This is a genomic window from Bradyrhizobium sp. USDA 4461 (assembly GCF_054055655.1).
The window spans coordinates 1-19,879 of sequence record NZ_JBSRXM010000001.1; the positions used below are offsets into that span (position 1 = coordinate 1).

The 19,879-nt window shown below is 65.2% G+C and carries 17 protein-coding genes; 11 read left to right on the forward strand and 6 right to left on the reverse strand.

The genetic code is table 11. The features are described 5' to 3' along the window. From ACVINW_RS00005 to ACVINW_RS00025, 5 genes are all read left to right on the forward strand, one after another. A partial coding sequence (locus tag ACVINW_RS00005; RefSeq protein WP_456749423.1) for a MurR/RpiR family transcriptional regulator occupies positions 1-879 on the forward strand: 879 nt, incomplete at its 5' end. Positions 880-884: 5 nt separating this feature from the next. After that, the gene (locus ACVINW_RS00010) at positions 885-2,240 is read left to right on the forward strand and encodes an aspartate aminotransferase family protein (protein ID WP_456749424.1); all 1,356 of its coding nucleotides are present in this window, start codon (positions 885-887) and stop codon (positions 2,238-2,240) included. A gap of 61 nt (positions 2,241-2,301) precedes the next feature. Next, positions 2,302-3,312 carry an amino acid ABC transporter substrate-binding protein gene (locus ACVINW_RS00015; protein WP_456749425.1) on the forward strand — a complete coding sequence of 337 codons (1,011 nt, stop codon included), beginning with the start codon at positions 2,302-2,304 and terminating at the stop codon, positions 3,310-3,312. A gap of 176 nt (positions 3,313-3,488) precedes the next feature. Beyond that, a complete protein-coding gene (locus ACVINW_RS00020) occupies positions 3,489-4,124 on the forward strand; it encodes an aspartate/glutamate racemase family protein (RefSeq protein ID WP_456749426.1) in 636 nt (211 codons plus the stop codon). A 328-nt stretch (positions 4,125-4,452) separates the two neighbouring features. Further along, complete coding sequence (locus tag ACVINW_RS00025) at positions 4,453-5,253, forward strand: YiiG family protein (RefSeq protein ID WP_456756256.1); 801 nt, start codon at positions 4,453-4,455, stop codon at positions 5,251-5,253. A 108-nt stretch (positions 5,254-5,361) separates the two neighbouring features. Here ACVINW_RS00025 and ACVINW_RS00030 read toward each other — a convergent pair whose 3' ends face one another. Beyond that, positions 5,362-6,696 (reverse strand): MFS transporter, encoded by a 1,335-nt coding sequence (locus ACVINW_RS00030; protein ID WP_456749427.1) that lies wholly within the window; start codon positions 6,694-6,696, stop codon positions 5,362-5,364. 326 nt (positions 6,697-7,022) lie between these two features. Between ACVINW_RS00030 and ACVINW_RS00035 the strand changes: the two genes are divergently transcribed. After that, the gene (locus tag ACVINW_RS00035; RefSeq protein WP_456756257.1) at positions 7,023-8,222 is read left to right on the forward strand and encodes a multidrug effflux MFS transporter; all 1,200 of its coding nucleotides are present in this window, start codon (positions 7,023-7,025) and stop codon (positions 8,220-8,222) included. 133 nt (positions 8,223-8,355) lie between these two features. Here the strand turns inward: ACVINW_RS00035 and ACVINW_RS00040 are convergent, their stop codons facing one another. Together ACVINW_RS00040 and ACVINW_RS00045 are read right to left on the reverse strand one after the other, a co-directional pair. Beyond that, positions 8,356-8,772: a hypothetical protein gene (locus tag ACVINW_RS00040; protein ID WP_456749428.1), complete on the reverse strand. Its 417-nt coding sequence runs from the start codon at positions 8,770-8,772 to the stop codon at positions 8,356-8,358. A 204-nt stretch (positions 8,773-8,976) separates the two neighbouring features. After that, positions 8,977-9,399: a DUF983 domain-containing protein gene (locus ACVINW_RS00045; RefSeq protein WP_456749429.1), complete on the reverse strand. Its 423-nt coding sequence runs from the start codon at positions 9,397-9,399 to the stop codon at positions 8,977-8,979. Between the two features lie 94 nt (positions 9,400-9,493). Between ACVINW_RS00045 and ACVINW_RS00050 the strand changes: the two genes are divergently transcribed. The 3 genes from ACVINW_RS00050 to ACVINW_RS00060 all read left to right on the forward strand — a co-directional run bounded on the left by ACVINW_RS00050 (position 9,494) and on the right by ACVINW_RS00060 (position 13,684). Then, a complete protein-coding gene (locus tag ACVINW_RS00050; RefSeq protein ID WP_456749430.1) occupies positions 9,494-10,870 on the forward strand; it encodes an aminotransferase-like domain-containing protein in 1,377 nt (458 codons plus the stop codon). A gap of 107 nt (positions 10,871-10,977) precedes the next feature. Then, positions 10,978-12,276 (forward strand): serine hydrolase domain-containing protein, encoded by a 1,299-nt coding sequence (locus tag ACVINW_RS00055; protein WP_456749431.1) that lies wholly within the window; start codon positions 10,978-10,980, stop codon positions 12,274-12,276. Positions 12,277-12,679: 403 nt separating this feature from the next. After that, positions 12,680-13,684: a hypothetical protein gene (locus tag ACVINW_RS00060; RefSeq protein ID WP_456749432.1), complete on the forward strand. Its 1,005-nt coding sequence runs from the start codon at positions 12,680-12,682 to the stop codon at positions 13,682-13,684. Between the two features lie 224 nt (positions 13,685-13,908). Here ACVINW_RS00060 and ACVINW_RS00065 read toward each other — a convergent pair whose 3' ends face one another. Continuing rightward, the gene (locus ACVINW_RS00065) at positions 13,909-15,141 is read right to left on the reverse strand and encodes a rhodanese-like domain-containing protein (RefSeq protein ID WP_456749433.1); all 1,233 of its coding nucleotides are present in this window, start codon (positions 15,139-15,141) and stop codon (positions 13,909-13,911) included. Positions 15,142-15,400: 259 nt separating this feature from the next. Here ACVINW_RS00065 and glgC point away from each other — a divergent pair, with 259 nt between their 5' ends. After that, positions 15,401-16,663 (forward strand): glucose-1-phosphate adenylyltransferase, encoded by a 1,263-nt coding sequence (gene glgC, locus ACVINW_RS00070; RefSeq protein WP_456749434.1) that lies wholly within the window; start codon positions 15,401-15,403, stop codon positions 16,661-16,663. Then, complete coding sequence (gene glgA / locus ACVINW_RS00075; protein WP_456749435.1) at positions 16,660-18,114, forward strand: glycogen synthase GlgA; 1,455 nt, start codon at positions 16,660-16,662, stop codon at positions 18,112-18,114. Before glgC ends, glgA begins: the two co-directional genes overlap by 4 nt. A gap of 12 nt (positions 18,115-18,126) precedes the next feature. Here the strand turns inward: glgA and ACVINW_RS00080 are convergent, their stop codons facing one another. Both ACVINW_RS00080 and ACVINW_RS00085 read right to left on the reverse strand, forming a co-directional pair. Next, positions 18,127-18,489: a hypothetical protein gene (locus tag ACVINW_RS00080; RefSeq protein ID WP_456749436.1), complete on the reverse strand. Its 363-nt coding sequence runs from the start codon at positions 18,487-18,489 to the stop codon at positions 18,127-18,129. 151 nt (positions 18,490-18,640) lie between these two features. Beyond that, a complete protein-coding gene (locus tag ACVINW_RS00085) occupies positions 18,641-19,771 on the reverse strand; it encodes a serine hydrolase (RefSeq protein ID WP_456749437.1) in 1,131 nt (376 codons plus the stop codon). Positions 19,772-19,879 lie beyond the last annotated feature (108 nt).

A 19,879-nucleotide genomic window follows, 5' to 3' on the forward strand; every position in this document is an offset into this window, starting at 1 on the left:
TTCATGGCCCAGGCTCAGCCGAAACCATCGCCCCTCAACGAATTGTGCAGCGCATTGCCGTCGCTGCCAATGCGGTTGCAGGAGGTCGGTCGGTTTGTCGCAGCCAATGACTACGACGCCACCACCCGCTCGATGCGCGAGCTCGCCGCCGTCGCCGGCGCCGATCCAGCCTCCTTTACGCGTCTGGCAAAGGCGCTCGGCTATTCCGGCTGGGATGAATTGCGCGCTGCACTCACCGAAGCGCGACGGCCGGCGCAGGGCTCGCCGTTCTCCGGCCGCGCCAGGAGCCGCCGCGCCGGGCCGAATGCCGATGTCAAACTGGTCCACGACAAGCTGGAAGCCGAAGCGGCGGGGCTTGCGCGCATCTCCGCGAACGCGATCGCCGACGCCGCGCGTGCGCTGCATTCGGCGAACCGGATCTGGATATCAGGCTTTCGCAGCTGCCGCAGCGTCGCGGAACTGCTGACCTATCAGCTTCGCCTGTTCCGTCCCGACGCCGTGCAGCTGGTCGGCGGTTCCGGCCCGTTCGATCTCGACCACGGCGCCTTCCGCACTGAGGACGCCGTGGTGGTGATCGGCTTTGCGCCTTACACTTTAGTCAGCGTCGAGACCGCGCGTGCGGCGCATCAGGCGCGCGCCGCCCTGATCGCGATCGCCGACACGATCACAGCGCCGATGGCCGAAGGCGCCGATCATCTGTTGCTGTTCGAGGCCGCCGCCTCGCCCGGCTTCTTCCCGAGCCTCACCGGCGCGATCGCGGTCGCGCAGTCGCTTGCCGCGGTCGCCTTCACGCTGGGCGGCGCCGCGGCAAAACGCAAGCTGGAAGAGACCGAAGGCCGGCTTGCCAGGATGTCGCAATATATTGCCGAGAAAGGATGAGTATCATGGCAGCCCACAAGAGCCGCGTGATGCACCGCAGCCTGCGCGAGACCCCGCCGAAAGCGATCGGCGGCGACGGCGTCTGGCTGATCGCGGAGGATGGCCACCGCGTCCTGGATTCCTCCGGCGGCGCCGCGGTGTCGTGCCTCGGTCATCAGCATCCGCGCATTCTTGCCGCCATCGCCAAGCAGGCATCGAAGATCGCCTATGCGCACACCGGCTTCTTCTCGTCGGAGCCCGCGGAAGAGCTCGCCGAGCGGCTGGTGGGCCACGAGCCCGGCGGGCTCGGCTATGTCTACTTCGTCAGCGGCGGATCGGAGGCGATCGAGGCCTCGATCAAGCTGGCGCGGCAATATTTCATCGAGCGCGGCGAGCCGAAGCGCGCGCGCTTCATCGCCCGCCGCCAGAGCTATCACGGCAACACGCTCGGCGCGCTGTCGGCCGGCGGCAATGCCTGGCGCCGCGAGCCCTACGCCCCGCTGCTGTCGCCCTCGTTCAGCCATGTCACCCCCGCCTTCGCCTATCAGGAGAAGCGCGACGATGAATCGGAGGCCGCGTTCGTAGGCCGCCTCGCCGCCGAATTAGAGGCTGAATTCCAGCGGCTCGGCCCCGACAATGTCGCAGCCTTCATCGCCGAACCCGTGGTCGGCGCCACCGCGGGCTGCGTGCCGGCGCCGGAGGGTTACTTCAAGGCGGTGCGCGAGATCTGCACTCGCCACGGCGCGCTGCTGATCCTCGACGAGGTGATGTGCGGCATGGGCCGCACCGGCACGCTGCATGCGTGGGAGCAGGAAGGCATCTCGCCGGACATCCAGGCGATTGCCAAGGGACTCGGAGGCGGCTATCAGCCGATCGGCGCGATGCTCGCGAGCGGCACGATCGTCGATACCGTGCGCAACGGCTCCGGCGCGTTCCAGCACGGCCACACCTATCTGGCGCATCCGCTCGCCTGCGCCGCCGCCCTCGAGGTGCAGAAGACGATCGCCGAGGAGAGGCTGCTCGACCAGGTCAAGGAGCGCGGCCGCCAGCTCGAGCAGCGGCTGATCGAGCGCTTCGGCAATCACCGCCATGTCGGCGACATCAGGGGCCGCGGCCTGTTCTGGGGGATCGAGCTGGTCGCCGACCGCGGCACGCGGCAGGCATTCGATCCCAAGCTGAAGCTGCATCAGCGGATCAAGTCCGCGGCGTTTGCCGGCGGCCTCGGCTGCTATCCGTCGGGCGGCACCGCCGACGGTCAGCGCGGCGACCATGTGCTGCTCGCCCCGCCCTATATCGCAACGCCCGGCGACATCGACATGATCGTCGAAAGGCTCGGCGCTGCGGTCGACAGCGCGCTGAAGGATGTTGGTCACGGAGCATGATCCGGAAAAGTGGGCACCGGTTTTCCGAGAAGATCATGCTCAAGCATGAGGGAGGTGTAAAATGTACAGGGGATTGATTACTGCAGCCGTTCTCGTCGCCGGCGTCGCGACCGCGAGCGCGGCGACGCTCGACACCGTCAAGCAGCGCGGCACCCTGGTGTGCGGCGTCTCGACCGGCTTTGCCGGCTTCTCGGCGCCGGACTCGCAGGGCAATTTCAAGGGCCTCGACGTCGACTATTGCCGCGCGCTTGCCGCCGGCGTGCTCGGCGATCCAGCCAAGGTGCGCTACGTCGCGCTGACCGCGCAGAACCGCTTCACCGCGCTGCAATCCGGCGAGATCGACGTGCTCTACCGCAATTCGACGCAGACCTATCTGCGCGGCACCACGCTCGGCCTGCGCCAGGGCCCGGTCAATTTCTACGACGGCCAGGGCTTTGTGGTGAAGAAGGACCTCGGCGTGAAGGAGCTGAAGGACCTCAAGGGCGCCACCGTCTGCGTCGCGCAGGGCACCACGCATGAAGTGACGCTCGGCGATTACGGCCGCGCCAACGGCATCGACTGGAAGCCGCTGGTGTTCGACCGTCCCGATACCATGTACCAGACCTTCTTCGGCGGCCGCTGCGATGCCATGACCCAGGACGCCTCGGCGCTTGCCGGCGCGGTCGCAACCGCGGCACCGAAGGCCGACGACTATGTCGTGCTGCCGCAGACCATCAGCAAGGAGCCGCTCGGCCCGTTCACCCGCAACGGCGACGAGGTCTGGAGCGACATCATCACCTGGCTGCATTACGGGCTGGTCGAAGCCGAAGAGCTCGGCGTGACGCAAGCCAATGTCGACGAGATGACGAAGTCGCAGGTGCCGGCGATCCAGCGCCTGCTCGGCGCATCCGGCGATCTCGGCTCGCGGCTCGGCCTCGACAACAAATGGCTGGTCGCGGCGATCAAGGCCGGCGGCAATTACGGCGAGATCTTCGAGCGCAATGTCGGCAAGGCAAGCCCGCTGAAGCTCGAACGCGGCCTCAACGCCACCTGGAGCAAGGGCGGCCTGATGTACGCGATCCCGTTCAAATGATCCTCTGATAGGCCTTGAACCTATTCCTCCCGTCATTGCGAGCGAAGCGAAGCAATCCATAGCGCCACAAGTACAGCGATGGATTGCTTCGTCGCTATCGCTCCTCGCAATGACGAGTTGATGGATTATAGCCTCCAACCTCAACGACTTGCGGGGAGAGGGAGTAGAAAGAAATCATGCGCATCACCCTCATTCATGCCCTGAAGCATTCGATCGCGCCGATCGAGGCGTCATTCGCAAATCATTGGCCGGAAGCGCGGCTGATGAACCTGCTCGACGACAGTCTGTCGGCCGACCTCGCGCGCGACGGCAAGCTGACCGACCGGATGACCGAGCGCTTCCTTGCCATCGGGCAATATGCAGCCGGCACCGGCGCCGAGGGCATCCTGTTCACCTGCTCGGCGTTCGGCCCGTGCATCGAGGCGGTGGCGCGCGCGCACGCGCCGATGCCGGTGTTGAAGCCGAACGAGGCGATGATCGAACAGGCGGTCGCCAAGGGAAAACGCATCGGCCTGCTCTCGACCTTCCCGCCGACGCTGGTGTCGATGCCGCCGGAATTTCCGTCGTCCGTGACGCTGGTGCCCAAGCTCGCCGACGGCGCGCTGGCCGCACTCGATCGCGGCGATCGCGCCGAGCACGACCGCATCGTGATCGAGGCCAGCCGCGATTTGCGCGACTGCGACCTGATCGCGCTCGCACAATACAGCATGGCCCCAACCGCCGCGCGCGTCGCCGACATCACCGGCCGCGAGGTGCTGACGACGCCCGACAGCGCGGTGTTGAAGTTGAAGGCTTTGCTCGGAATCAAGTAGGCGGCCATCAGCGCATTGTTTCGGCGGTAGTGGCGTCTGGCCCATAGCCGACAAACACGTTGATCGATAGTGTGCCGCGCGGCCTCGGCGAAAGCGCGTGTGACGTCACCGTCTGCCGTCACACAATCCTTCCAAGCTGGGGCGGGCAACGTGCGGCTGAGATGAGGGCAAACCCCCGATGCGAAATATCCGTTTCTTTGCAATTGCAGCCATCGCTGCCTGTCTCGAACCGGCCGTCGCCCAGCAGGCGCCGCCTGCGTCATCGGAGAACGCCGCCTCCGCGCAACTGACGCGCAAGATGAATGCCTATGTCGGGTGAATCAATCGTCTGTCGTCGCGCTCCTACGAATCCCGCGACCGCTACTTTTCCTGGGCCGCCAGGAGCGGTCCCACCGGCAAGGAGCGGATCATCTACGGCACCTACACGATCTACGACACCTCCGACTGCAAGACGAGCGTCGCGGCCGCCAATGCGGCGGACCCGCACGACGCCGGGCTTGAATCGGCTGCGAATGCCTATGTTGCCGCCGTGACCACGCTCGAGCCGCTGTTGAAGGAGGCGGACGACTACTACACCCAGGAGAATTACAAGGACGACAAGATGGCCAAGGGCAAGGCGCTGCATCCGCGCCTGGTCGCGGCATGGGATGCATTCGCCGGCGCCGACAAGGCGCTGCGCGCCGGCGTCGAGGCGATCAATGACAAGCGCTCGGCCGAGCAGCTGGCCGCGATCGAGGCGAGCGAAGGCCGCAAGTCGCATTATTATGTCGAGGCCCTGATGATCCAGGCCAAACGCGTGCTTCGCGCGGAGCAGGCCGACAAGCCCGACCTCGACGCGATCACCCAGGGGCTCAGCGAGTATGAGGCCACGGTGAAGGCCATGGAGGACGCCTCGGGCAAGGACGGCGACGTCAAGCTCGGCTCGATGTTCGTCGGCAGCGCCAAATCATTCCTCACCACGGCCAAGCAGCTGATGCGCCGCATGCGCGACAAGGTGCCCTACAGCTCCGGTGAGAAGATGATGCTGAGCAATGCCGGCGCCGGCTGGATGGTGGAAGGTTCACCGGCGCGGCTGATGCGCGATTACAATCAGCTCGTCGACGGCTACAACCGCGGCGCCCGGATCTGAATGGCCGCCGCTGCGTAGGGTGGATTAGCCGAAGGCGTAATCCACCGCGACGCAACGGCAGTGGCGGATTACGCCTTGCGGCCAATCCGCCCTACGGATTCCCCTCGCCTACGTCCCTGCGTCCTTCACATTCAGATCGACGCCCCGCGGATCCCTGATCGTCGACACCGTGATCAGCGAGATCAGCGCCAGCAGGCCGATATAGACGCCGACCCGCCAGGACTCGCCGTAAGTGCCGATGATCCATTGCGCGATCATCGGTGCGAAGGCGCCGCCGAAGATGGCGCCGAGCGCGTAGCCGATCGAGACGCCGGAATAGCGCACCTTGGCCGGAAACAGCTCGGCATAGAGCGCGGCCTGCGGGCCGTAGGACAGGCCGAGCGCGATGGTGAGGCCGACGGCGCTGATGAAGAACAGCAGCAAATTCTTGCTGTCGATCAAGAACCACATCGGCACCGCCCACAGCACCATCAGGGTGTAGCCGATCTGGAAGCAGCGCACGCGACCTATTCTGTCGCCGAGGATGCCGCCGAGCAGCGTGAAGATGAACCAGCTCACTGCCGCCAGCGTGCCGATCAGCAGCAATTGCTCCGACGGCAGCTTCAGCGTGTTGGCGCCATAGCTGATGATGAACGCGATCAGGATGTAGCCGGCCGCATTGTTGGCCATGAAGATCAAGGCGGTGCGCAGGATCTCCTTGGCATGATTGCGCATCAGTTCGCGCAGCGGCGCGGAGGATTCCTTGTGCCGCCGCTGCATCGCCTGGAACACCGGCGATTCCTCCACGGTGCGGCGGATCACGATGCCGACCACGATCAGGAGGATCGACAGCAGGAACGGAATCCGCCAGCCCCATTCGATCATCGCCTGCTTGCCGAGCATCGCCGTCAGCACCCACAGCACGCCGGTCGCCAGGATCATGCCGAGCGGCGTGCCGATCTGCGGGAACGAGCCGAAGAAGCTGCGCTTGTCGACGGGTGCCGATTCCACCGCCATCAGCGCCGCGCCGCCCCACTCGCCGCCGGCCGAGAAGCCCTGCAGGATGCGCAGAAGAATGAGGAGCGCCGGCGCCCAGGCGCCGATCTGCGCATAGGTCGGCAGCAGGCCAACCAGCGCGGTCGCAGCGCCCATCAACAGCAGCGTGACGACCAGCATGTTCTTGCGCCCGAAGCGGTCGCCGAGATGACCGCAGACGATGGCCCCGAGCGGCCGGAACAGGAAGGAGAGGCCGAGCGTCGCGAACGAGACGATCTGCGCCAGCAGCGGATTGTTGGCGTTCATCGGCGCGAAGAACAGCGCGCCGAACACCAGGCCGGCGGCCTGGGCGTAGACGAAGAAGTCGTACCACTCGATGGTGGTGCCGACGAGCGTTGCGGTGAGGACCTTGCGTTCCTCATCCGACAGTTCAGCGCCGCGCGACCGCGCGGATAGTTCGATGGACATGTGGCCTCCCCAGGTGCGGTTCTTGTCCGTGCGCGTGTTCGAGCGCGATGGCCTGCCCCGGCACGGGTGCTGGTAGCGGGATAGCAGAGCTTCCGGCCGAGCACGAGCAAAATAGTTGCAATCGCAACGGTGTAGCCACGCCGACACGCGGGCCGCCCCCTGCCCGACCGGTTCCATGACCCAGTTACCTCACCCGTCGCCGACGGTCTCCCATCCCAAAACGCCGATTGTGCATTGCAGCAAGAGCATTATGATCCCAGCGCTCCAAGAGGTCGTAAGTGTCTGACATCAATGCCGATGCCTGGGTCTCCTCAGGCCACCGCCCGATGGGCTTTCCGGAATTCGTCGTCGTTATCGCTTCCATCATGGCGCTGAACCCGCTGGCGATGGACATGATGCTGCCGGCGCTGCCGAACATCCGCTCCGCATTCCAGATCGCCGACGCCAACCGCCCGCAGATGGTGCTGTCGATCTTCCTGGTCGGCTTCGGGGTCGGCCAGTTCGTGATGGGCCCGCTGTCGGACCGCTTCGGCCGCCGCCCGGTACTGCTCGGCGGCATGACGGTCTACACCATCGCCGGCCTGCTCGCGATCATGGCGCCCTCGTTCGAGACGCTGCTCTTGGCGCGCGCGCTGCAAGGGCTCGGCACCGCGGCGACGCGCGTGATCGCGACCTCGATCGTGCGCGACTGCTACGCCGGGCGGCGGATGGCGAGCGTGATGTCGCTGGCAATGATGGTGTTCATCGCCGTCCCCGTGATCGCCCCGTCATTCGGCCAGGCGGTGATGCTGCTGACGCACTGGCGCGGCATCTTCGTGCTGTTGATGATCTACGGGGTGATCGCGCTGGCCTGGAGCGCGATGCGGATGCCGGAGACGCTGCCGAAGGAGCTGCGCAAGTCGCTGGCGATCCCGGAGGTGCTGTCCGCATTCCGCCAGACCGTCACCAATCGCCAGACGCTCGGCTATGCGCTCGCCGCCGGCGGCGTGCAGGGCTCGCTGTTTGCCTTCGTGTTCTCGTCGCAGCAGATCTTCACCGAGATCTTCAAGCTCGGGCATTACTTCCCGGTCGCGTTCGCCGCCTGCGCGGTCGGCGTCGCGATCGCCGGCTTCCTCAATTCTCGCATCGTCGGCCGCATCGGCATGCGGGTGATCTCGCACGCCGCGCTGACCGGTTTCGCCGTGGTGGCCGCGGCACTGTTCCTCGCGGTGAAGACCGACACGCTGTCGCTGCCGCTGTTCATGGTGCTGTCGGGGCTGATGATGTTCGCGTTCGGGCTGATGATGGCGAACTTCACGGCGTTGGCGATGGAGCCGCAGGGCAAGATCGCCGGTACCGCGTCGTCGCTCTACGGCACGATCACGACCTTGCTCGGGATCGGCGTCGGCACCACGATCGGCCAGGATTACGACGGCACCCTGCTGCCGTTTGCGACCGGATTCTTCCTGTGTACGCTGGCCGCGCTCGCCCTGGTGCTGGTGACGGAGAAGGGTCGGATGTTCCGGCCGCATCATCATCCGATTTGATCTTGTAGGGTGGGTTAGCCGAAGGCATAACCCACCATCTTCGTCGCGATCAGCGCGGCGGATTGCACTTGCGCTTTCGCTCGCGGAGCTACAGCGAACAAGTCGCTAGTCCGCCCTAAAGTTGCTGATGGGGTCATCCAGAATATTGCCTCCCTCCTCTCACCCTCACTTCCGCCAGAAAACTCTGCACCGCTTCATGATCCTCCGGAGTTTTCGCTGCCCGAGTCAGCACTGGCCCAGCATGATATTCGAGCAGTTGGCTACGATCATTATTGGGTATGTACTTGCGCATGACATCGACCAGACGATGCGTTTGCATGAATGATGCAAAAACCTCGTAGGGCCTGGCCGAAGCGAACGGCATGCCGCCCAGATAATATTCAGCCAGCCGTATCTGATCAGCTTTCTTCCATGACAGGTGTTGGATGACGGTTATCGCTTCGCCAACGCCGGTATCGCTGACGGGATAGTGCCTCATCAGCCAGTCAGCAGCCTCACCGGAACTCTTCGTACGCAAGTCGGCAACGATTGATCGAAGGCGCTCATCCATCTTTCAGCCACCTCGGAACGACCAGACCTGGCCGAAGGTCCGTGTTGTCACGGCATCAAGCAGGACGCATCCCGCATCATTGGACCGACGATGCCTGACAGCGACCCAACACTCAAGCCGTGCTGTGGCCACCATCCTTTTGGGAGGCGGCGTGGCGATCGCGCTTGCGCCTTCGCTCGTTGAGCTACGGCGGATTACGCTTTGCTAACTAATCCGCCCTACAGAGCCCACGCTGTTCCGCACCGTCGCCACCGCACGCCGCGTCGCCGCAAATCCCTCCATGCCGAGTTGCCATTGCAAGCCGACGATCGCGCCCTTGGTCGGCTGCAACAGCGCCAGCGCGCTGAACAATGTCACCGGCAGCCAGATCGCGAGCTGCAGCCAGGCCGGCGGCGCGTAGGTCATCTCCATCCAGAGCAGCGCCGGCACCACGACGTGGCCGACCACGACGATGACGAGATAGGCCGGGAAATCGTCCGCACGCTGCGGGGTGAAGTCCTCGTCGCACACCTCGCAATGGTCCGCCACTTTAAGGAAGCGGCCGAACAGATGGCCGCGCCCGCAGTTCGGGCACTTCATCGAAAATCCGCGCAACATCGCCTTTGGCAGGGAAACCGTCTCGGTCATCGTCGTCGTCCTTGGTCGTTGTCCTTGACCTGATCTGATGATCCATACAATATGTCTCGATTAGCATACAATCAAAGACAACATGCTGGATTGCATGGATTGGATCCCTACAGTTTCGGAATGGCACGGCCCGATGTTCCTGCGCATCGTCGATGCGCTGGCCGCCGATATCGCCAGCGGCCGGCTGGTCCGCGGCCAGCGGCTGCCGACCCATCGCGCGCTGGCGACCGCGCTCGGCATCGACCTCACCACGGTGACGCGCGCCTATGGCGAGGCGCGGCGGCGCGGACTGCTCGACGCACGCGTCGGCCAGGGCACCTTCGTCTCGGAGACCACCGCGCGCGCGGCCTCCGAGTTATCCGCGCCCGTCAACATCGACCTGTCGATGAACCTGCCGCCGCAGCCGGTCGAGGCCAATCTCGACCTGCGCATCGCGCAGGGCCTCGCGACCATCCGCTCAGACGCCGGGTTCTCCGCCTATCTCGGCTACACGCGTCCCGGCGGCACTGCCGACGAGCGCGAGGTCGGCGCCGCGTGGCTACAGCCGCGCGTGCCGAACGCTTCCGCCGACCGCATCGTGATCTATCCGGGCTCGCAGGCGATCATCTTCAACGCGCTGCTGGCGCTGACATCGCCCGGCGATGTGGTGCTGACGGAAGCATTGACGTTTCCCGGCATCAAGGCCGCGGCGGCGCGGCTCGATGTCCGCCTGATCGGCGTGGCGATGGACGCGGAGGGCGCGCGGCCCGACGCGCTGGACGAGGCCTGCCGCAAGCACAGGCCGAAGGCGGTCTATCTGGTGCCGACGCAGCAGAACCCGACCACCGCGACCATGGGCACTGCGCGGCGCAAGGCGATCGCCGACATCATCCGGAAGCGCGGCTCTGTCCTGATCGAGGACGACGTCTACGGCCCGCTCGAACCGCAGATGGCGCCGATCGCGACCCTGATTCCGGAGCACACCTACTACGCCGCGAGCATCGCCAAATGCATCGCGCCGGCCTTGCGCGTCGCCTATCTGCTGGCGCCCGATGCGAGCGCCGAGCAGCGCATGCGCGCCAGCATGCAGGCCACCATGCAAATGCTGCCATCGCTGATGGTGGCGCTGGTGACGCAATGGCTGCGCTCCGGCGTCGCCGCCGACATCATCCGCGCCATCCGCAACGAGGCCGCCGCGCGCCAGCAGCTCGCCGCCCGCTTCCTCAAGGGCGTCAGCTATGCGGCGCGGCCGGCGAGCCATCATCTGTGGATGCCGCTGCCGAAGCATTTCGACGGCACCGATTTGCTGTCGCATCTGATGCGCAATGGCCTTGCCGTCGTCGGCGAAGACGCCTTTGCAGCGGGCGATGCCGCGCCGCGTGGCTTGCGCGTCTCGCTCGGCGCCGCGCGCAACCGCGCCGAGCTGAGCCAGGCGCTGCAGGTGCTGTCGAATGCCGTGCGTATGCCGGCCGGCGCCACGCAGATTGTCTAAAATTCGACCATCGTTCGGGAATAAACTCGCTCGAAAATGATTATGCTGCGCGGGCGCCTGCGCTAGACATGCGGCGTTCAGAACATCAGGCAGGGGCGGGCTTCTCAATGTCATGTGGATATGATCGGGCGATCCACCCTGCCGTGCGGATACTTCGTGGGGTAACGACCGCGATCGCGTGTCTTGCACTTGTCACATCGGGCGACGTACGCGCCACCGACGCCCCTGCCCCGTCGCCGGAGAAGCTCGACCGCATCACCGAATTCTTCAACAATGAAGTCAACAGCGGCAAGCTGCCCGGCGCAGTCATCCTGATCCAGCAGCACGGCAAGCCGGTCTATCTGAAAGCCTTTGGCTATCGCGACGTCACGACCAAATCGCCGATGCGGGCGGACACGATGTTCGCGCTGCATTCGATGACCAAGCCGATCACCAACACCGCCGCGATGATGCTGGTCGACGAAGGCAGACTGTCGCCGCAGGATCCGCTGTCGAAATACATTCCGGCGTTCGCCGACGTGAAGGTCGCGATCGAACCCGACGGCGGCAACGATCCGGACAAGGTGGAGCTGGTGCCGCCGATCCGCCCGGTGACCATCGAAGACATCATGCGGCACACCTCGGGCATCACCTACGAATATATCGGCGCCGACTGGATCCAGAAGATCTACCGCGCGGGACATCTGTTCGACGGCAAGTTCGACAACAAGGAATTCACAGCAAGGCTGGCCAAGCTGCCGCTGTCGCGGCAGCCCGGCACGCTGTGGCGCTACGGTCATTCCACCGACGTGCTCGGCCGGGTGATCGAGATCGTCTCCGGCAAGACGCTCTATCAGTTCGAGAAGGAGCGGATCTTCGATCCCCTTGGGATGACCGACACCCGATACGTGCTCGATGCGGAGACGGAACGGACGCGGCTGGCCGAACCGCTGCCTTCGGACACGATCCTGATCGAAGGCGAGAACGACCGGCGCGGGCATCCGGAATGGGAATCCGGCGGCGGCGGCCTGGTGTCGACCATAACCGACTATGCGCGCTTCGCGCAGATGCTGCTCAACGGCGGCGAGCTCGACGGCAAGCGCTATCTCAGCCCCGCCGCCTTCAAGACCATGACAACGGATCATATCGGGCCGGGCTCGGGCGTCGGCCGCGACTACTGGTATTTTCCAGGCGACGGCTTCGGCTACGGCTACGGCATCGCGGTGCGCACCGATCCCGGCATCGCCAAGCCGCCGCCGCCCGGCTCGATCGGCGAGCTGAAATGGGACAGCGGCAGCGGCACCTATTTCGGCGTCGATCCGAAACTCGACATGATCTACATCATGCTGGAGCAGACCCAGAACGAGCGCCAGCGCATCACGCCGGCATTCCGCAAGCTGGTGTACGACGCGTTCAGCCCGGATTGAGTTCCGTCGCACTTTCGTCATTGCGAGGAGTGAAACGACGAAGCAATCCATCTATCCAGTTGCTTACGGATAGATGGATTGCTTCGTCGCTCGCGCTCCTCGCAATGACGAAACTGGAAGCATCCCGCCTTACGACTTCCGCCGAACCGTTTCCTGCCTGCGCCGTGCGGCATCCACGATCCGGCTCGCGCTGCATTCGTTGCAGGCGAACGCCCACGCATCCGTAAACCCGCTTTCCAGCCGTCGAGCTTTCCTCACGCTATATACTATCGTATACATCGATAGTGACAAGGCAGGCGGGTGAACAATCCGGTCGGGAACCCTGCACAACAACTATCGACCGGAGACGATCGCCTGAACAATTCCTGCCTGGTCCAACTGGGATCATCGAGGAAACGCGATCATGGTAAAGAAGAATGGCGACGCGGGACATCCGCGCGCAACGGGAGACCTGCTCAAGATCCGCCGCGCATCGCTCGCGAGCGCTGCGGCCCTTATCCTTGCACTCGATCCGACCGGCGCAGCCCGCGCCGAAACCGCGCCGGTCGGCGTGCCCGACAAGAGCTTTCCGGAGAGCGTGACGTCGACTTCCGACGGCACGCTTTACGTCGGCAGCTTCAACCATGGCGGCGTGACCAAGATTTCGGGCGGCAAGGCCGAGCAGCTGGTCAATCCGGGCGCTGCCGACAGCCGCTCGACGCTCGGCGTGCTGGCCGACGAGAAGAGCGGCACGCTCTATGTCTGCTCCAACGACATCTCCGGCTTCGGCGTCGCCGGACCGAGCGACACCAAGGGCGCCTGGCTGAAGACCTTCGACCTCAAGAGCGGCGCGCCGAAAGGCAGCTTCGCGCTGAGCGATCCGAAATCGCTGTGCAACGACATCGCGGTCGGCGCCGACGGCACCGCCTATGTCAGCGACTCCTTCACCCCGATCGTCTACAGCCTGAAGCCCGGCGCCACCGCGCTTGCGACCTTTGCCACCGATCCGCAGCTCGCGCCGGCCAAGGACGGCGTCGGGCTCGACGGCATCGCGATCGGCGCCGACGGCAATATCTACGTCACGACCTTCATTCCCGCGAAGCTGTTCAAGGTCGAGGTCAAGGACGGCAAGGCGGGCACGGTGACGGAGCTGAAGCCGTCGCGGCCGCTCGATCATGCCGACGCGCTGCGTGCCCATGGCAGCGGCTTCCTGCTGATCGAGGGCAACGGCAAGCTCGACAAGGTGACCGTGACGGGCAGCGAGGCCGCCATCGACACCATCAAGGATGGTCTCGCCGAGCCGGTCTCGGTGACCGAGGTCGGCGGCACGGGCTGGATCGCCGAGGGCAAGCTGTCCTACATCATCGGCGACAACAAGGGAAAAGACCCCGGTCCGTTCACGCTGACGCCGGTGGCGCTGCCGAAGTAGAGACCGGACCGCTGGCTCCGCTTCACCTCGCCCCGCGTGCGGGGAGCGGCCGTAACGCATCGTCAGATGCGTTACGGGTGAGGGGGAGCCTCGGCGAACTCAGCCTGTCACCGAACTCGCGAGACGCCCCTCACCCCAACCCTCTCCCGTAAGATCGTCGTAAGAACGGGGAGAGGAAGCGCAGGGGCGGTGCGGTCATAGCTCGAACCGCGTCTCGCCGCTCCTCAGATCACATAAAACCCATGCGTGCCGTCGCGACGGAGCTGCTCGACCAGCCCGTACTCCCAATCGAGATAGGCCTGCATCTCCTGCTCGGCGACGCCGGTGCCCTCGTAAGGGCGCCGATAGCGATGCGCGGGATCGGGCCGCGGCACCACGCGCGGCGGTCCGATCCCGAGCCGGCCGTCATAGCCGCCTTCGAGCACGTAGACCTCCCACGCCATCTGCGCGAGCCAGGACGCGGTCATGTCGGCGCGGATGCTTTTGTCGTCGGTCAGCACGATGCGCGCGCCGCGCACGGGAGCTGCCATATCGATCTCCTGCACCAGCTGGCCACCGGCATAATGCCGGAATCCGGCCAGGTGACCGGCGGCATATTCCTCCGCATCGCGCACGTCGAAGCGATACAGCGTGCGCTGCGCGTCGCCTTCCAGCGCGGCGAGTTCGGCCGGACCGATATGGCGGACGCCGGCGCGATAGGCGACGTCGCGCGCCTTGCCGGCGGCGCCCTCGAACGGCCCGATCGCGCCGCGCTTGCCGGCGCCGTGCTCGAGCTGGTGCTTCGCCAGCGTCCAGCCGATCGTGCCGTTGCGCAGCGCCCGCACCTTGTTCGGCAGCCCGGCGTTGATCAGCGATTGCGTGCCGATGATCGAGCGGGTGCGGCCGGCGCAGTTGACGATGATGGTGGTGTCGGGATCGGGTGCCGCGCGCCCTGCGCGCAGCACCAGCTCCGCGCCGGGCACGCTGACCGAGCCCGGAATGTTCATGGTGGCGTATTCGTCGAACCGGCGCACATCGAGGATGGCGATGTTGGCTTTCTCGGAGATCAGCGCGGCGACCTCGTCGGCGCTCAGCGACGGCGTATGCCTGCGTGACTCGACCAGCTCGCCGAACGCCTTGGCATAGGAATTGACGTCCTCGAACACCTCGTAGCCGGCGGCCTTCCAGCCCTGCAAGCCGCCTTCGAGCGCGGCGACATTGCCGTAGCCCAGTGCCTGCAGCTGCTCGGCCGCGGCTGCGACCAGCCCCTCACCATTGTCATAGAGCACGATCGGCACGTCCTTGCGCGGCAAGCGCAGCTCGGCTTCGAGCGCGATCCGGCCGGCGGCCATGTTGGCGGCGAACAGCGGATGGCCGGTGGCGAACTCCGCCTCATGCCTGACGTCGAGCAGCGCGATCTCCCTGCCCAGCAGAAGCATTGCACGGACGGTCTGAGGCGTCACCGAAGAAACTGTCATGAGATGCTGGCCTTGGACGGGACCTTGGGCGGGATATGCGCAGACCTGCTCTAGGGCGAAATCGCGCCTCGTCAATAGGCTTAACCCGCCTGCAACCCCGATCTTCACGAGCCGGGGCCAGGGGAACGAAAATTGATCATCCGCTTTGCTCAACCGGGGCGCGCTTGCTACGTTCCCAATCGGCCCCGTTGGCGCCCGATCAGGCCTTCCAGACAAGAGGAGGCAGCGGGGCTACGCCTGAAGTTCTGGGAGGATGACCATGAGAACCGTCGTAAATGAACCATTGTCGCGTCACGCCCTCGCCTTCGTGCTGGCCGGCGGACGCGGCAGCAGACTTCAGGAGCTCACCGACAGGCGCGCCAAGCCGGCGGTGTATTTCGGAGGCAAGTCGCGCATCATCGATTTCGCGCTTTCCAATGCGGTGAATTCAGGCATCCGCCGCATCGCGGTGGCGACCCAGTACAAGGCGCACAGCCTGATCCGGCATCTGCAAGGCGGCTGGAACTTCTTCCGCCCGGAACGAAACGAGAGCTTCGACATCCTGCCCGCAAGCCAGCGCGTCTCGGAGACGATGTGGTATGTCGGCACGGCCGATGCGGTCTACCAGAACATCGACATCATCGAGGCGCACGGCACCAAGTACATCCTGGTGCTCGCCGGCGACCACGTCTACAAGATGGACTACGAGATCATGCTGAAGCAGCATGTCGAGAGCGGCGCCGACGTCACCGTCGGCTGCCTGGAAATGCCGCGCGCGGAATCCTCCGGCTTCGGCATCATGCATATCGACGAGAACGGCCTGATCCAGTCCTTCCTGGAGAAGCCGGCCGACCCGCCGCCGATGCCGGGCAAGCCGGACAAGTCGCTCGCCAGCATGGGCATCTATGTCTTCAATTCGGAATTCCTGTTCGACGAATTGCGCCGCGATGCCGCTGACCCGAACTCGGCCCACGACTTCGGCAAGGACATCATTCCCTACATCGTGAAGCACGGCCGCGCGATCGCGCATCAGTACAACGATTCCTGCGTCCGCTCCGGCGACGACCCGCGCGCCTATTGGCGCGATGCCGGCACCGTCGATGCCTATTGGGCCGCCAATATCGATCTCACCGACGTGGTGCCGGAGCTCGATCTCTACGATCGCTCATGGCCGATCTGGACCTATGCCGAGATCACGCCGCCGGCCAAATTCGTCCATGACGAGGATGGCCGGCGCGGGCAGGCGGTGACCTCGCTGGTCTCGGGCGGCTGCATCATCTCCGGCGCGGCGCTGCGCCGCTCGCTGCTGTTCACCGGCGTCCACGTCAACTCCTACGCCAATGTCGAAAACGCGGTGATCATGCCCTATGTCAATGTCGGCCGCGGCGCCCGCCTGAGGAACGTCGTGATCGATCGCGGCGTGCGAATTCCGGAGGGACTCGTGGTCGGCGAGGATCCCGAGTTCGACGGCAAGCGCTTCCGCACCACCGAGCACGGCATCACGCTGATCACCCAGCCGATGATCGACAGGCTCGGGACATGACGCAGCTGCGCGTCCTCGCGGTCGCCTCGGAAGTCTATCCGATCGTCAAGACCGGCGGCCTTGCCGACGTGGTCGGCGCCCTGCCGGCGGCGCTGCAAGGGCATGGCGTCGCGACGCGGACGCTGGTGCCCGGCTATCCGGCCGTGCTCGACGCGGTGGCCTCCGCACAGACGCTGCTGCATTGGCCGGAATTCTACGGCGGGCCGATCCGCGTGCTCGGCGGCAGCCATGGCGGCCTCGACCTGTTCGCGCTCGACGCGCCGCATCTCTATGCCCGCCCCGGCAATCCCTATGTCGGCCCGGACGGACGCGACTGGCCCGACAACGGCATCCGCTTTGCAGCGCTGTCGCGGATGGCGGCCGAAATCGGCCGCGGTGCGATCCCGTCATTCGTCCCCGACATCGTGCACGCGCATGACTGGCAAGCCGGGCTTGCGCCGGCCTATCTGCATTATGGCGGGCCCAAACGGCCGGGCACGGTAATGACCGTGCACAACCTCGCCTATCAGGGACAGTTCTCGCCGGACATGCTCGCCGCCTTCGGCCTGCCGGACCAAGCCTACTCGCTGCACGGCGTAGAATATTACGGCACCATCAGTCTCTTGAAGGCCGGCCTGCAATTCGCCGATCGCATCACCACGGTGTCGCCGACCTATGCGCAGGAGATCCAGAGCGACGAAGGCGGTATGGGACTCGGCGGCCTGCTCCGCGAACGCGCCGACGTGCTGAGCGGCATCCTCAACGGCATCGATATCGACGTCTGGAATCCGGCCACCGATCCCGACATCGCGGCACGCTTCGGCGCCGGGCGGATCGCCGAGCGCGCCGCCAACAAGGCGGCGCTGCAGCGGCGCTTCGGGCTCGATCCGGCGCCGGAGGCAATGCTGCTCGGCGTCATCAGCCGGCTGTCGTGGCAGAAAGGCCTCGACCTCCTGCTCGAGAACATTCCGACCTTGCTCGGCGAAGGCATTCAGCTCGCGCTGCTCGGCAGCGGCGATCGCGATCTGCAGGACCGCTACACCGCACTGGCGCACGACAATCCCGGGCGGATCGCCGTCGTGATCGGCTATGACGAGGCGCTGGCGCATCTGATCCAGGCCGGCTCCGATGCGCTTGCGGTGCCGTCGCGGTTCGAGCCGTGCGGCCTCACCCAGCTCTGCGCGCTGCGCTACGGCGCCGTCCCCGTCGTCGCCAATGTCGGCGGCCTTGCCGACACCGTGCTGGGCTTCGATGAAGCCGCAGTCACAGGCAGTGCCGCAACCGGCGTCAAATTCGCACCCGTCACCTCGGAAGCGCTCGCCCATGGCTTGCGCACGGCGAACCTGCTGTTCAACGACAAGGTGACCTGGCGCCGGCTGCAACAGGCCGGCATGGCCACCGATGTGTCGTGGCGCAATCGCGCCGGCCACTACGCCGCGCTCTATCGCGAGCTCGCCGCCGCGCGCAGGTAACTCAGGCCACGATCAGTTCAGCAGGTCGCAGGACGCAATGCGGTTGATGTCGGCGAGGCGGCGGTCGGAATTTCCCTTGAAATCAAGGCTTGCGACGAGATCGAGCAACCGGCCATAGGCGCGGTCGGCCACCGCCACAGGCAATGGCTCCTCATCGAAGGCCTCGATGTAATTGCCGACCAAGCCGCTCAGCAGCCGGCACATCGCCCGTTGCTCGGGCTGATGCCTGCTCAAGGTCTCGAGTTTGTCCTGGAGGGTTCGGTAGGTTCGCAAGCCGTGCGGCTGTTGCGAAAGCCAACCGTAAAGGTCCGTGTTGTGCAAATCAGGAGCGTGCAGATCAGGAGTGTGCAAATCGGAATTTTGCAGATCAGTCATAGCAGCCTCTTCAGAATGGAGAAGAAGCTACCGGCTTATACAGCCGATCATGGTTCCGTGCCATGACAATTTTTGCATGCAGCCCCCTACGCTGCCGCGCGTGCCATGTCATCGGATTGGCACGCGGCGTTGCTAGGGAATCAGGGTTTGATCAGAGCCGCGCGAGGGCCGGCAGGATCTTGTAGCGCGCGATCTCGTGCGGATAGTCGCCACGATTGGCGAGCAGCACGATGCCGAACCTGCGCGCCGGCACCAGGCCGATATAGGCCGAGGCATTGTTGAGACCGCCGGGCTTGTCGATGACGGTGACGCCATCGAGCCGCACATGCTCCCACGCCATCGCCTGGCCGAACTTCGCATCGACACGAAAACTCTCGCGCATGGTCGCCTGCAATGCCGCACGCAATTCGGGATCGATCGCCGCGCCGTCGAGGCAGGCGCCGAGCAGGATGCCGAGATCGCGCGCCGACGAAAACATCTGGCCGGTACCTGCAAAATCATAATAGCTCTGCTGATTGCCGGGCGGCCCGATCGGCGTACCGTCGTGGGAGTAACCCTGAACCATGCGCTGCATGATCTCCGGCGCGAGCACCGCGCGATTGTCCTCGGCACGCTCGGGAACGAAGGTCGAGGTCATGCCGAGCGGCGTGAGGATGCGGCTTTCGATCAACGTCGCGATCGGTGTGCCATAGCGCCGCTCCAGCACCAATTGCAGCAGCACATAGCCGGCATGGCTGTAGATGCGCTGCTTGCCGGGCGCTACTCCGTCAGGCGGCGTCCAGGCATTGAGCATCGCAATGAACTGATCGCGGCCGAAGGTCTCGTTCGGCCATGGCGGATGATCGGTCGGCAGCAGCAGCCCGGACGTATGATTGACGAGCTCGCCGAGGGTGACGCGGCTGATATAGTCGCCGTGCAACTCGGGCAGATACTTTTCGACGGGATCGTCGAGCCGCAATTCGCCGCGCTCGGCGCCGAGCGCGAGCAGCGTCGCCTCGAACAGCTTGCGCAGCGAAGCGAGGTTGAACAGGGTGTCCGGGGTGACCGGCTGCTTCCGCGCAACGTCAGCAAGGCCGTAGGTGAAGAAGGTCACCTGGCCGCCGGCGTAGACCGCCGCGGCAAGGCCTCCGGGATCGGCGGGCGTCGCGGTCGGCGCGAGTTCCGTCGTGACGATATCCCTGATCTGCGCATCCATGTCGGAATCCGCGCGCGCCGTCGCAAGCGCGCTAACAGCTGCGGCAAGCAGGACGGTGACGATCCGGACGAGAAGCCATTGTCTCATAAAGACTGAAATCGGGACGATGTTGCGATGTGACCCGCGGGCGGGCCTGTTCAGCCATCAAGAGGTGGCGACATCGCGATCCTAGCGACGGAACCGGTCGGTCCGCAT

What these genes read in the sequence shown, in the direction of transcription:
- ACVINW_RS00010 (WP_456749424.1), top strand. Translation starts at nt 885, where the DNA reads ATGGCAGCCCACAAGAGCCGCGTGATGCACCGCAGCCTGCGCGAGACC.
- ACVINW_RS00015 (WP_456749425.1), top strand. Translation starts at nt 2,302, where the DNA reads ATGTACAGGGGATTGATTACTGCAGCCGTTCTCGTCGCCGGCGTCGCG.
- ACVINW_RS00020 (WP_456749426.1), top strand. Translation starts at nt 3,489, where the DNA reads ATGCGCATCACCCTCATTCATGCCCTGAAGCATTCGATCGCGCCGATC.
- ACVINW_RS00030 (WP_456749427.1), bottom strand. Translation starts at nt 6,696, where the DNA reads ATGTCCATCGAACTATCCGCGCGGTCGCGCGGCGCTGAACTGTCGGAT.
- ACVINW_RS00035 (WP_456756257.1), top strand. Translation starts at nt 7,023, where the DNA reads ATGGGCTTTCCGGAATTCGTCGTCGTTATCGCTTCCATCATGGCGCTG.
- ACVINW_RS00040 (WP_456749428.1), bottom strand. Translation starts at nt 8,772, where the DNA reads ATGGATGAGCGCCTTCGATCAATCGTTGCCGACTTGCGTACGAAGAGT.
- ACVINW_RS00045 (WP_456749429.1), bottom strand. Translation starts at nt 9,399, where the DNA reads ATGACCGAGACGGTTTCCCTGCCAAAGGCGATGTTGCGCGGATTTTCG.
- ACVINW_RS00050 (WP_456749430.1), top strand. Translation starts at nt 9,494, where the DNA reads ATGGATTGGATCCCTACAGTTTCGGAATGGCACGGCCCGATGTTCCTG.
- ACVINW_RS00055 (WP_456749431.1), top strand. Translation starts at nt 10,978, where the DNA reads ATGTCATGTGGATATGATCGGGCGATCCACCCTGCCGTGCGGATACTT.
- ACVINW_RS00060 (WP_456749432.1), top strand. Translation starts at nt 12,680, where the DNA reads ATGGTAAAGAAGAATGGCGACGCGGGACATCCGCGCGCAACGGGAGAC.
- ACVINW_RS00065 (WP_456749433.1), bottom strand. Translation starts at nt 15,141, where the DNA reads ATGACAGTTTCTTCGGTGACGCCTCAGACCGTCCGTGCAATGCTTCTG.
- glgC (WP_456749434.1), top strand. Translation starts at nt 15,401, where the DNA reads ATGAGAACCGTCGTAAATGAACCATTGTCGCGTCACGCCCTCGCCTTC.
- glgA (WP_456749435.1), top strand. Translation starts at nt 16,660, where the DNA reads ATGACGCAGCTGCGCGTCCTCGCGGTCGCCTCGGAAGTCTATCCGATC.
- ACVINW_RS00080 (WP_456749436.1), bottom strand. Translation starts at nt 18,489, where the DNA reads ATGACTGATCTGCAAAATTCCGATTTGCACACTCCTGATCTGCACGCT.
- ACVINW_RS00085 (WP_456749437.1), bottom strand. Translation starts at nt 19,771, where the DNA reads ATGAGACAATGGCTTCTCGTCCGGATCGTCACCGTCCTGCTTGCCGCA.